This is a genomic window from Candidatus Polarisedimenticolaceae bacterium (assembly GCA_036376135.1).
Classification (GTDB): domain Bacteria; phylum Acidobacteriota; class Polarisedimenticolia; order Polarisedimenticolales; family DASRJG01; genus DASVAW01.
This window is the reverse complement of sequence record DASVAW010000179.1, coordinates 43103-54554: the sequence shown is the minus strand read 5'-3', so window position 1 is coordinate 54554 and position 11452 is coordinate 43103. Positions and strand designations below refer to the sequence as shown.

11 protein-coding genes are annotated in these 11452 nt (G+C 71.1%); 1 reads left to right on the top strand and 10 read right to left on the bottom strand.

Annotated features, from left to right (window positions below; all coding sequences use genetic code 11):
• Window positions 1-3: 3 nt before the first annotated feature.
• From VF139_19655 to VF139_19645, 3 genes are all read right to left on the bottom strand, one after another.
• On the bottom strand, window positions 4-573 hold the full coding sequence (locus VF139_19655) for a porin family protein (GenBank protein HEX6853622.1): 570 nt from the start codon (window positions 571-573) through the stop codon (window positions 4-6).
• 99 nt (window positions 574-672) lie between these two features.
• On the bottom strand, window positions 673-1992 hold the full coding sequence (locus VF139_19650) for a DEAD/DEAH box helicase (protein HEX6853621.1): 1320 nt from the start codon (window positions 1990-1992) through the stop codon (window positions 673-675).
• A 60-nt stretch (window positions 1993-2052) separates the two neighbouring features.
• Window positions 2053-4617, bottom strand: a complete 2565-nt coding sequence (locus tag VF139_19645) for a hypothetical protein (protein HEX6853620.1) — start codon at window positions 4615-4617, stop codon at window positions 2053-2055.
• Window positions 4618-4674: 57 nt separating this feature from the next.
• Between VF139_19645 and VF139_19640 the strand changes: the two genes are divergently transcribed.
• Complete coding sequence (locus VF139_19640; protein ID HEX6853619.1) at window positions 4675-5076, top strand: CoA-binding protein; 402 nt, start codon at window positions 4675-4677, stop codon at window positions 5074-5076.
• A 62-nt stretch (window positions 5077-5138) separates the two neighbouring features.
• Here VF139_19640 and VF139_19635 read toward each other — a convergent pair whose 3' ends face one another.
• From VF139_19635 to VF139_19605, 7 genes are all read right to left on the bottom strand, one after another.
• Complete coding sequence (locus VF139_19635; protein ID HEX6853618.1) at window positions 5139-5615, bottom strand: hypothetical protein; 477 nt, start codon at window positions 5613-5615, stop codon at window positions 5139-5141.
• Between the two features lie 225 nt (window positions 5616-5840).
• Window positions 5841-6500 carry a hypothetical protein gene (locus VF139_19630; protein HEX6853617.1) on the bottom strand — a complete coding sequence of 220 codons (660 nt, stop codon included), beginning with the start codon at window positions 6498-6500 and terminating at the stop codon, window positions 5841-5843.
• Between the two features lie 106 nt (window positions 6501-6606).
• On the bottom strand, window positions 6607-6960 hold the full coding sequence (locus VF139_19625; GenBank protein ID HEX6853616.1) for a hypothetical protein: 354 nt from the start codon (window positions 6958-6960) through the stop codon (window positions 6607-6609).
• 105 nt (window positions 6961-7065) lie between these two features.
• A complete protein-coding gene (locus tag VF139_19620) occupies window positions 7066-8199 on the bottom strand; it encodes an ABC transporter permease (protein HEX6853615.1) in 1134 nt (377 codons plus the stop codon).
• Window positions 8196-9455: an ABC transporter permease gene (locus tag VF139_19615; GenBank protein ID HEX6853614.1), complete on the bottom strand. Its 1260-nt coding sequence runs from the start codon at window positions 9453-9455 to the stop codon at window positions 8196-8198. The genes VF139_19620 and VF139_19615 overlap by 4 nt, the downstream gene beginning before the upstream one ends.
• The gene (locus tag VF139_19610) at window positions 9455-10384 is read right to left on the bottom strand and encodes an ABC transporter ATP-binding protein (protein HEX6853613.1); all 930 of its coding nucleotides are present in this window, start codon (window positions 10382-10384) and stop codon (window positions 9455-9457) included. Before VF139_19610 ends, VF139_19615 begins: the two co-directional genes overlap by 1 nt.
• 53 nt (window positions 10385-10437) lie before the next feature.
• The gene (locus tag VF139_19605; protein HEX6853612.1) at window positions 10438-11442 is read right to left on the bottom strand and encodes a hypothetical protein; all 1005 of its coding nucleotides are present in this window, start codon (window positions 11440-11442) and stop codon (window positions 10438-10440) included.
• Between the last annotated feature and the right edge of the window lie 10 nt (window positions 11443-11452).

Sequence of the window (11452 nt, the reverse complement as noted above, 5' to 3'; positions counted from 1 at the left end):
ATGTCAGTCTCCCAGGCGCCAGGTGAGCCCGGCGGTCAGGCTGTAGTGGGCCTTCCACGCGTCGAACGTTTCCTCCTCGAGTCGGGAAGCCTCGACCCGCAGGGCCATCCGTCGCGCGGGGCTGAAGTACAACCTCGCCCCGAGGGCCGCCTGCCACGCGAGGCCGCTGTCGTCGACCCCGTTCTCGAAGAGCCCGGGATCGAACTCGGTGTTGGCGCGACCCGCGCCCACGAGCACGTACGGGACCACGTTCGACTTGGTCGGCAGGCTGAAGCTGAAGTTCATCATGCCGACCCCGATCGTGACGTCGTCGGCGCCGGTGACGTAGGTCCCGGCGATCCCGTCGGCGCCGAGGGCGAACAGCTGTCCCTCGAAGCCGAAGACCGGGGTGAACCGGTAGCCGCCGCGGAAGGCGAGCCGCCCGCCGCTCTCGTCGGCGACGCGTGAGTCCAGGTCGGCGAAGCCGACGTCAAAGCCGAGCTCGCCGTATCCGGCGTTCTCGGCGGCGAGTGAAGGGGTCGCCACGAGCGCGACCGCGACGAGCGGGAATGGAGCGAGGCGCTTCAGGTTCATCGATCCCTCCGGAGCGGAGGGAAGAGCAACGTGCGTACCAGGGCGATCGCCGCGCGATGCCGCGACATTCCCGTCGGAGGTGTCCCCGCCAGGAGTCGCTCAGCGTCTGCGGCCGCGGTCCATCGGCGCGTGTTTGTCGAGAATCGCCTGGACGCGGGAGTCGCCGCCGCCCCCGCGGCGCGGCCCCTTCGGCTTGGGCTTGGACGGGGGCTTTCCGCCCTGCCCCTGGCGCCGCTGCGCCCGGTGGGCGGCGAGCCGCTGCGCGATCGGGATCTCGAGCTTCTCTGCGGGACGGCTGCTGTAGTCGAAGCCCGGCAGGGTCACGCGCGGAAGCGCGCGCCCGATCGCCTTCTCGATCGCGCGGAGATCGGGCTCCTCTTCCGGGGAGACGAAGGTGAACGCGTCGCCGGTCGCCTCCGCGCGCGCGGTGCGCCCGACGCGGTGGATGTACGCCGCGGGCTCGACCGGCACGTCGAAGTTGATCACGTGGCCGAGCTCCTCCACGTCGATCCCCCGCGCGACGATGTCGGTCGCGACCAGGATCTTGTAGGTCCCCGCCTTGAACCCCTCGAGGGCCGCGGTGCGCTGCCCCTGGCTGCGGTTGCCGTGGATGCGCGCCGTGGAGATCCCGCGCTTCTCGAGGAAATCCGCCACGCGGTTCGCCCGGTGCTTGGTCCGTGTGAAGACGATCGCGTCGTGGACGAGGTCCCGGGCGATCAGCTCGGCGAGGAGCGCCGCCTTCAGCTCGCGCCCGACGGGGTAGACCGCCTGCGTGATCCCGACCGCCGGCTGCGACTTGCGCTCGAGGTTGATCGTCACCGGGTGATGCAGCATCTCCTGCGCGAGCTGGGCGATCTCGCGGGGCATCGTGGCGCTGAAGAAAAGCGTCTGCCGTTTCGTCGGGAGCTGCCTGAGGATCCTGCGGATGTCGGGGAGGAACCCCATGTCGAGCATCCGGTCGGCCTCGTCGAGGACGAGCACCTCGAGGGCGTTGAACCGCGCGTACGACCGGCTGAGGTGGTCGAGCAGGCGTCCCGGGGTGGCGACGATCACGTCCACCCCCGAGCGCAACGCGTGCTCCTGCGGTCCCATCCCGACCCCGCCGAACACCGCCGCGCCGGTGACCGGCGTGTGGACGGCGAGCGATTCGAGATGCGACTGGATCTGCGCGGCGAGCTCGCGCGTCGGCGTCAGGATCAGCGCCCGCGTCGTCCCGCGCTTCTTGGGGATCAGGCGGTTGAGGATCGGCAACACGAACGCGGCGGTCTTGCCGCTGCCGGTCGACGCGCACGCCAGGAGGTCCTTCCCCTCGCACGCGGGGGTGATCGACTGCTCCTGGATCGGCGTCGGACGCTGGAAGCCCAGCTCGCGAACGCCCCTGATCAGGTCCGGATGAAGCGGGAACCGGGAGAACGGCATGGAAACCTCTCTTCCGGCCGCACCTTAGCATCCGTCGCGAGAGGAGCTCGCGACGGAGCGTCAGGGGTTGCACCCTCCGCTCCCGGCGAGGCGCTCCCTGCCGTCCTTCGACGTCCCGTAGGACCCCGGGCCCGCGTCGACGCCGACGCTCCCGCGCGTCACGAAGAAGAAGACCCGTCCGGGGGGCGGCGTATCGGGATCGCCGAACCCGTCGGTCGTCGTGTCCGGGGAGTCGTTCTCGAGGCAGCTCACCGGCCCGAGGTCGACCGTCGAGCCGACGAAGCGGAGGTTCGCGACGTCGCCGCGGACCGCGTCGTAACGGACCGGGCCGGACTCGACGGACCAGCGCAGAAGGGTCGGGGCCTCCCGGCCGACCTCGAGGACCGGAACGGCGGCCCGGTCGATCGCCCAGAGCTCGGGAAGCCCGTCGGGGTTCCCCAGGGTGAAATCGCCGATTCCGGAGAACAGCGACACGATCCCGGCGCCGTCGACTGCGGCGGCCCCGCCGCCCCCGCCGAGAAGCCCCCCGATCCCGCCGAGGGCACCGAATCGAAGCCCCCCGATCCGCTCGATCCCGCCGCCGAGGAACGGAACGCGATAGAGATCGCTCGGCGCGTCGGGGTCGGACTCGAAAACCGGCGCGTCGGAGGAGAAGACTACCCACGATCCGTCCCCGCTGAGGCGCGCGCCCCCGGACGTGCCCGTGGCGAAGGCGGTGAGCGCCCGGGCGACCGACGTGACGTCGTCCCACGCGACGATCTGTCCACCCTTCTGCCAGACGACCCGCGAGCCCGAAGCGTCCACGTCGGGCGACCGCGACGGCGTCACCGCATCGGTGGTCAGCTGCTGCAGCCCGCTGCCGTCGGTCCGGACGCGCCACACCTCGTACGTGCCGGTGACGTCCGATTCGAAGACGACCCACGTTCCCGAGGCGTCGACGCGCGGCCTCGCGCTCGTCGTCCCCGCGATCCCGTTCGTGAGCTGCACCACCCCGCTCCCGTCGAGATTCGCCTTGAACACCTCGACGGACGCGTCGGCGTTCCCCCCGGTGAGATCGGCGTCGGAGTCGAAGACGACGACCGGCACGTTCGCCGCGACGACCGGATTCGACGACGTCGTCCCGGAGGCCCCGTTCGAGACCTGCACCGTCCCCGACCCGTCCGCGAGGACCTTGAAGATCTCGGTCGAGCCGTCGGCGTTCCCGCCGGTGGGGTTCGAGTCGGCGGCGTAGACGATCGTGTTGCGGTCGGCGGCGATCGAGGGCGACGCCGCGCTTCCGGACGCGAGCGCCGTCACCTGCGCGAGGCCGGTGCCGTCCGCCTCGACGCGCCAGACCTGGGATCCGCCGAACAGGCCGGTCGAGCGCGTGAAGACCGACCGTGTCCCGTCGGGGGTGATCGCCGGGTCGCCGACGAACTTGAGGTCGAAGGACACGAGGTCGCGCCCCGATCCACCCGTGCCGTCGACGACGCGCAGCGCCACGTTCGTTCCGACCGCATAAAACGCGACGCGGTTGCCGCTCCCCGACACGACCGGAAGGAGGCTCCCCGCCTCGAACGCGGAGGACGTCAGCGTCGCACGCGAGGTCCCGTCGAAACGGATCCGGAAGATCTCGTAGTTGCCGTCGAGGTTGAGGGGCGGGAACAACGCGCTCTGGTTCGAGTGGTAGACGATCGTGATCCCGTCGTCGGTGATCGACGGCGATTGCGAGGCCGGCTCCCCGAGAAAGCCCAGGAACACCGTGGTGCGCGTCACCTGCCGGAGCCCCGTCCCCGCCCAGTCCACCGCGAAGATCTCGTCCTGGTGGTTCGCGTTGGTCAGGAACGGGTCGGCGTCGGACTGGAACGCGATGCGCGATCCCCCGCCCGCGAGCGAGGGGGAGCCGGCGGCGTACGGGGCCGGCGTCGTCGTGAGCTGCCGCAGCCCCGTCCCGTCCGCGAGGATCGCGAAGATCTCGCCGCCGAGGTCGGCGTTGGCGCCCGCGAGGTCCCCGGAGTGGGAGAAGGCGATCCGCGTCCCGTCGTCGCTGATCGAGATCCCCCCGATGGACCCGGTCGTCGTCGTCGTGAGCTGGCGGAGGTTCGCGCCCGAGCGGTCGACCACGAAGAGCTCGGACCGGTTCGCGGCGTTGGTCCCCAGCGGATCCGTGTTCGACGTGAAGGCGATCCGCGTCCCGTCCCCCGAGATCGCGACCGACCCCACGCTCCCTCCGTTCGGGGCCGGGTCGTTCGTCAGCTGCGCCAGCTGCGTCCCGTCCGAGCGCATCACGAACAGCTCGATCCCGCGATCGTGGTTGGTCCCCAGCGGATCGGCGGGAGAGGGAAACGCCAGCCACGAGCCGTCGTCGCTGACCGAAACGGTCGCACCGAATCCCCGCGGGTCGCTCGACAGCTGCGCCGACGCCCCGGTCGCCGGATCGAACCTCCACAGCTGAAAGGCGTGCGCGGGGTTGGTCCCGGCAAGATCCGCCGACGCCCCCGTGTAGACCGCGGTCCCCGCGTCGTCGAGCGACGCCGGAGCGGCCACGGTGGTGGTCTCGGAGGTGAGTTGTCGGACGACGCCGCCCGCGAGGACGGCCCCCGAAACGAACACGATGGACGCGATCGAGGCGAGCGTGCGCCGCATGGATCCCCCCGTGCGAGAACGGGAAGTGTACCCTGCCCGTCCTCGGGAGGAGTCGCGATGGACCCGGCAATCCTCGAAACCCTGCGCCGAAAGAGCCCGCGCGCGCGGATCGCGGTGGTGGGGGCCAGCAACAACCCGGAAAAATACGGGAACATCATCGTCCGCAACCTGGTGCGGAAGGGGTACACGGTCCTCCCCGTGAATCCCCGGGAGACGACGATCGCCGACCTTCCGGTCGCCCGCTCCCTCGCGCAGGTCGAGCGCCCCGTCGACATCGTGGTGATGGTCACCCCGCCGCCGGTCACGCTCGCGGTCCTCCGGGAGGCGGCGGAGCTCGGCTTCCCGGCGGTGTGGCTGCAGGACGGGAGCTTCGACGACGCCGTTCTCGCGTACGTCGCGAAGGCGCCGTTCAAGGCGGTGCACCACGCGTGCGTGATGGTGGTGAGCAGCGGGGCGTAGACCTCCGAGCTCCCGGAGGCGTCCCGCGGGGCGCCTCGCCCCGCGGGACGCGCGCCGTCAGATCATTCGCAACGGAAGCTCTGGTAGTTCGGGCACGACCCCGTACACATGCAAGTCCCCTGGGTGCAGCAAGGACACGGGGTGCACGGTCCCGTCAACACGTGGATGGTCTTGCCGTTGAAGCAGTTCACCTGCTGCCCGCCGGGGAGAACGCACGACGACGAGCCCGTGTCGCTCGACGACTCGCCGTTGATGCGGCACGGAGTCGAGTTCCCGCAGCTCGACACGCCGTAGCACCCCGTGAGCTCGGGACACGCAGGGACGTCGTCGGTCTGGATCGGCCCCGGCGCGGCGCCGATCGCCTTCGCGAATTCGGCCGTTGCGGCCTCCCTCGTTTCCGCCGGTCCCGTGGTCATCGCCGCCCAGACGGCGCCCCCTTCGCCGCACGGGACCTTCGGCTCGGGATCCGCCGCGACGCCGACGGTCGCGGCGAGGACCGCGAAGGACAACAGGAACGAACGCGGGATCACTCTCGACATGGGACCCTCCTCGCCGAGGCGTACGGCGTCGCGATGCGCGGGCCGAAGCCTCGATCGCAGGCGATGGAAGTGGGCCCGCTCTCCCCTCAGGGCGGGTGGGATGTCGGAGTGAGTAAACGGCGGCGGGAACGCCCCGTCAAGTGCCTAAGTTCCGTCGCGGACCTGCGTCGTGGCCGGCGGTTCCGCAGTGACACCCTGCGGTAACGCCCAGTGTAACCTCAGCGTCTACGCGTGCGCGTGCCTCGCGCGCCTCACGGCCACGAACTCCGCGACCGAAACCGCCACGAAGCACGCCAGCAGGACACCGAGGAGCACCGCGATCTTCGTCCGGCTCGCCAGCGCCGCCTCGAGGTCCGCGGAGATCGCCGCCTTCTCCCCCGACAACGACTCGATCGTGTCGCCGTTGGCGAGGGCGTTGGATTCGAGGATCGCGATCGATCGCTCGAGCTCCGCGGCCTCGGCGTCCTTCAGCGACAGCTTCGCGTCGCGGTCCGCGATCTCGCGTCCGTAAAGGCCGAGCTTGGCCCCGGCCAGCTCCGCACGCGCGGCGGCCGCGCGGTCGCGATCGTCCGCCTCCGCTCGCATCGCCGCGATCGCCTCGTCGCGCTCGTTCTGCACGGCGGAGAGCTTCGCCTGAGCCGCGAGGAACGCGGTCGCCAGCTCCCGGTTCTCGCGCGCCGCGTCGTCGTAGGCCACCTGCGTCTCCGCGAGGGTCGCCTCGAGCTCGCAGACCCGCAGCTGCAGGCTCGCGAGGAGCTGGTCGTTGCGCTGGAGTTGTCGCTCGCGGTCGTCGAGCTTCGCCCGGAGGTCCTTCGAGGCGCAGCCGACGCAGAGAAGGGTGAGGGACACGAGACCGGCGAGGCCGGCCTGGGATCGGCGATTCATGACGCCACCTCCTTCCCGAGGACCGGGGCCTGGAGCCATGGTAGGCCCGTCGGGGGGCGGCGACCAGCGGGGGCCGGACCTCGCGGGAGGCCCGGCCCCTTCCGGGTCAGCGAACGACGAACTTGACCTCGCCGCAGCTCTCGGAGACGCGCGCTTCGTCCCCCGAGAAGAAGCAGTCGACGGCGCCGCCGAAGCTCTGCGAGCCCATGCGGAAGCCGTATTCGGTCCCGACGACCCCTTCGAGGGTCACGGCGTCCTTGCCGTAGGCGCAGGCCAGGCTGAACGAGACGCCGCCGTAGGTGCCGCCGCCGCTCCCGCGCCAGCCGTTCGGGCAGGTCAGCGTCGCGACCTTGGTCGTCTTTTCGGCCGGAGCCGCCTCGACCGTCGGGGCGGGAAGGAACAGGGCCGCCGCGCCGAGGGCGAGGGCCGAGAGGACCGCGATCCGGGTGAACCACTTCATGTAGCCGTACCTCCAGGAAAAAGGGTCAAGTCCGGTTTACATACGCCGAACGGGGCCGCTGGACGACATCGTGGGGTCACTTCGGTCGGAGGGGGAGGGGTCCCTCTACTCCCCCCACAATCCCCGAATACGCCGACCAACGATGAGAATGATGATTCCCATCCCGAAGAGCGCGGCGGAGGGGACCGCCACGCCGTCGATCCCCTTTCCGAAGCTGATCAACGCGTGAAAACCGTCCATCGCCCAGGCCGTCGGGAAGACGTGCGCCACCTGCCACAACCAGCGCGGCACCACCTCCGACGGCCACCAGCACCCGCCCAGCGCCGCCATCACCATCGACGCCAGCCAGCCGATCGCGGAGGCCTGTTCGGGGGATCTCAGCCACGCCCCGAAGAGGGTCGCGACGGCCGCGACGCAGAACGCGTACGCCCCGATCAGCAGGGCCAGTCCGGCGGGAGAGCGCCCGAGATCGACCCCGAACAGGAACCGGCCGAACCCGAGCAGCACCACGAGTTGCATCGCCGCGACGTAGACCCGTCCGAGGACCTTCCCCGCGAACACCTGCCCCGGGGTCAACGGCCCCGCGAGCTGCCTGCGGAGGGTTCCGTCGCGTTTCTCGAGGGTGAGGAACACGGCGCCGTAGATGACCGTCATCATGAGGACCGTCATCGTCAGGATGCCGGGCACGCTCTGCGCCCGCCCCGAGGGGACCGGCCGCCCGGATCCCGCCGTCGAGACCTCGAGCTTCACGAGCGGCTCGCGCGAGGCGAGCGCCGCCATCGCAGCCGCGGGATCGGCGGGGATCCCGTCGCGCCGCAGCTCGACGATCGCCGCGAGCGTCTTCACGATCGCGCGCAACACGTAGGCGTCGGCGGCGCGCGTGTAGTCGGAGTTGGCTCCCTCGGCCGCCTCGACCTCGAGCCGCTGCTGCCTTCCGGCGAGGACGTTCTCCGTGAATCCGGGCGGGAGGACCAGTTTTCGGAGCGGAGGTTTCCCGGCGGGTTCGTCGGCGACGACGGTCAACTCGACGCCGGGGAGGTCGAGTCGCTCGCAGAGCGCCTTCGCCACCCAGCCCCCGTCCCGGTCGACGACGGTGAGCGCCGCCTTGCGCGGTCCGCCGCCCATGCTCCCGAAGATCCACATCATCCCGACGGGGAGCAGCAGCAGCCAGAAGAACGCCGCGCGGTCGCGCAGGGTCAGGCGCAGGTCGTTCGCCGCGATGTGGAGGACGCGTCTCACGCCGCTCCCCCGCGGCGGGCGGTCCGCGAGAGGGCCCAAGAGCCGATCGCCAGGGACGCGACCCCGATCGCCGCCAGGATCCCGGCGTGAGGCATCACCGCGCCTGCCCCGGCGCCCGGCTCGAGCAGCGCGCGGAACCCCTCCGTGCCCCAGCGAAACGGCGAGATCGCCGAAAACGTCCGGAGGGCCGCGGGGAGATTGGAGATCGGGAAGAACGCGCCGCCGGCGAACGCCAGGACGAGGTAGACGACCGACGACGTCGTCGCCCCCTGGCGCTCGGTGCGCGCGAAGCCGTAGAGCACCGATGCGACCCCGGTGACCGCGAGAATCGTCCCGACGCCCATCGCGAGGTATCCGACCGGGTCGACGCCCCGGCGGAGGGCGAGCGCGCCGACGAACGTCAACACGACGAGACCGATCCCGGAGAGCGCGCCGGAATACAGTGCCTTCCCCGCGACGATCGTCGCCGGACGGACGGGTCCCGCGAGCTGGCGTCGCAACGTGCCCTCGGTGGACTCGGTGAGAAGGTCGCGCATTCCCTGGTCGCCGAGCAGGAACAACGCGTAGACGGCGACTCCGGGAAGGACGAGCAGGAACACGTCGCCGAATCCCCGCGTTCCTGCCGCCTGCTCCTTCGCGTCGGCGCCGAACGCCCCCTCCAGGGTGATGACCGGCGGGAACACGAGGCTCTCGGCGCCTTCGATCGTGCGCTTGACCTCGACCGCGACGTCGGCGATCGCGGCGTCCTCGATCCGGACCTTGCCGTCGCTCGCGAAGCCGCGGATCCTTGCGAGCGGTCCGCGCAGCACCCGCGACGACGCGTCGAGCCCGTCGGCGAGGATCGCCGCGAGCTGCTCGGCGATCTCGGGGAGGATCCCCTCCGCGGGGTTGCGCACGAGCGAGAGGGTGATCGGTTCGCCCTCGAGCAGGTCGGTCGTGAAGTGCTCGGGGATCACGAGCAGCGCGGAGGCACCGCCCCGGTCGAGGATGGCGCGCCCTTCGTCCCCGACCACACGCACGTCGAGGAACTCCGCCGACCGCTCGGAGGTGAACGCCGAAGCCAGGGCTCGCGAGAGGAAGCCGTCGTCCCGGTTCTGCAGGAGCAGTCGGATCTTCGGCGGTCCGTCGCCCCGGCCGAAGGCCAGGCCCAGCAGCGCGGCGAACACCACGGGGAAGAGCAACACGACGACGAACCCCAGCGGCGCGCGCCGCTTGCGCGCGAGGTCCTTGGCGACGAGGCGGAAGACCGTCCGCATCAGTCGCGAAGCTCACGGCCGGTGAGGTCGAGGAAGAGCGCGTTCAGGCTCGGCGGCCGGATCTCCACGCCGTCGACCTCGAAGCCCCCGCCGAGCACCCGCTGCAGGAGCTCGACCGCCGCGCGCCCTCCCCCCGCGACGGAGAGGAGCAGCTTCCCCTCGTCGGCGGAGAGCACCTGCGCCCCCGCGACCCCCGACAGCGCCGCGCGCGCCGCCTCCGCGTCGAAGCGACCGTGCACGAGCACGACCTCGCGATCGCCCAGCCGCTGCTTGAGCTCGGCGAGCGTCCCTTCCGCGAGGATCTTCCCGTGGTCGAGGATTCCGATGCGGTCGCACAGGCTCTCGGCCTCCTCGAGGTAGTGGGTCGTGTAGACGATCGTCGTCCCGGCCTCGGCGACCCGCCGCACGACCTCGAGGAGGTTCGCGCGCGCCTGCGGATCGATCCCCACCGTCGGCTCGTCCATCAGCACCGCCTGCGGGGCGTGCACGAGGCCGATGCCGAGGTTCAGTCGCCGCTTCATCCCCCCCGAGAAGGTCTTGACCGGCTCCTTGCCGCGGGCCGCCAGCGCCGTCTCGTCGAGGACGCGGTCGACCGCCTTGTCGAGGGCGGCCCCCGAAAGTCCGTAGATCCCCGCCCAGAACTTCAGGTTCTCCCGGGCGGACAACGTCTCGTAGAGCGCGGGCTCCTGCGGCACGATCCCGAGCCGCGCCTTGACCTTCACCGGTTCCGCCGCGAGGTCGATCCCGTCGAAGAGGATCCGCCCCTCGTCGGGGCGCAGGAGGCCCGACAACATCGCCATCGTCGTGGATTTCCCGGCGCCGTTGGGACCGAGCAGGCCGTAGACCTCGCCCCTGCGAACATCGAACGTGATCCCGTCGACCGCGCGCACGTCGCCGTAGCGCTTGGCCAGACCTTCGACCTTGAACACGGGGCACCTCCCGGAGCGCGGGAGGATTGTAGGTGGTCCCCCCGGGCGGGACGCTAACCGCCCAGCCGCTTTTCGATCCGTCCGATCATCCCCTTCGACCGCTGCGCCTCGGGAAGGGTCTGCGCGTAGGCCAGCGCCTGCCTCAGGACGGCCTTCGCCCCCTCCGCGTCCCCCTTCTTCTCGAGGATCGTCGCGCGGGCGTCGAAGAGGTTGAGCTTGCGGGGGCCGTAGGCCTTCGACAACGCCCGGTCCGACGCGGCGAGCGCCTCGTCGAGCCGGCCCGCTTCGCGCAGGAGCATCGCCAGGCGCGCCGAAGGGTTGTAGTCCTCCGGGAGGTCGCGCACCGACGCCTCGAGGGCCGGGATCATCCGCGCCGGGTCCCCCGCGCGCATCGCGGCCGAGACCCGATGGCCGTCGAGGGCCGCACGTGCCTCGACGCTTCCGGCCGACTTCGCCTGCGCGTCGAGGTAGTCGAGCCAGGCGAGCGCCGCCGCCTTCCCCCCCGCCTCGTCCTGCTGCCGGTCGCGCGCGTCCACCAGCGCGCCGAAGAGGCTCGAACGGTCGTCGTCGAGAAGACCCGGGTACGCCGTCGCCTCCTTCACGCGCGCCTCGAAGATCGCCGCCGCTTCGGACTTCAGCGAGAGGGCGCAGTCGAGCCCGAGCGCCGCGACCCCCGCCTTCTCCCCCCCGGGGGGAAGGGTGTCCCAACGTGCGGATGCCGCCGCGAGGCACTCGTCGTTCTTCCCGGCCATCGCGAGGGCGAGGACTTCCGAGTCGGCGCTCGACGGGAGCTTTGGTGCGCCGTCGGGGCGCGCCTCCTTCAGCGCGAGCTCCGCCTCGTCGAACCGCTTCGCCAGCGCCGCCGCGTCGACGGCGCCGAGCCAGCGGTAGACGACGTCGCCGGTCTTCGGGTCGAGGACCTGGAAGGTCGGCACGGCCTCCCAGGGGTACTTCTCGAGGAAGCCGACGTTTTTCTCGTTTTCGGTGTCGATCGAGAGCCAGACGAACCGTCCGGCGTGCCGTGCGAGCGCCGGGTCCGTGAAGACCGTCGCCCGCATGTAGCGGCAG

Bases quoted from the DNA above. Each gene is read 5' to 3' on its own strand.
- VF139_19635 (HEX6853618.1), bottom strand. From the start codon at position 5,615: ATGTCGAGAGTGATCCCGCGTTCGTTCCTGTTGTCCTTCGCGGTCCTC.
- VF139_19630 (HEX6853617.1), bottom strand. From the start codon at position 6,500: ATGAATCGCCGATCCCAGGCCGGCCTCGCCGGTCTCGTGTCCCTCACC.
- VF139_19645 (HEX6853620.1), bottom strand. From the start codon at position 4,617: ATGCGGCGCACGCTCGCCTCGATCGCGTCCATCGTGTTCGTTTCGGGG.
- VF139_19605 (HEX6853612.1), bottom strand. From the start codon at position 11,442: ATGCGGGCGACGGTCTTCACGGACCCGGCGCTCGCACGGCACGCCGGA.
- VF139_19655 (HEX6853622.1), bottom strand. From the start codon at position 573: ATGAACCTGAAGCGCCTCGCTCCATTCCCGCTCGTCGCGGTCGCGCTC.
- VF139_19640 (HEX6853619.1), top strand. From the start codon at position 4,675: ATGGACCCGGCAATCCTCGAAACCCTGCGCCGAAAGAGCCCGCGCGCG.
- VF139_19650 (HEX6853621.1), bottom strand. From the start codon at position 1,992: ATGCCGTTCTCCCGGTTCCCGCTTCATCCGGACCTGATCAGGGGCGTT.
- VF139_19615 (HEX6853614.1), bottom strand. From the start codon at position 9,455: ATGCGGACGGTCTTCCGCCTCGTCGCCAAGGACCTCGCGCGCAAGCGG.
- VF139_19625 (HEX6853616.1), bottom strand. From the start codon at position 6,960: ATGAAGTGGTTCACCCGGATCGCGGTCCTCTCGGCCCTCGCCCTCGGC.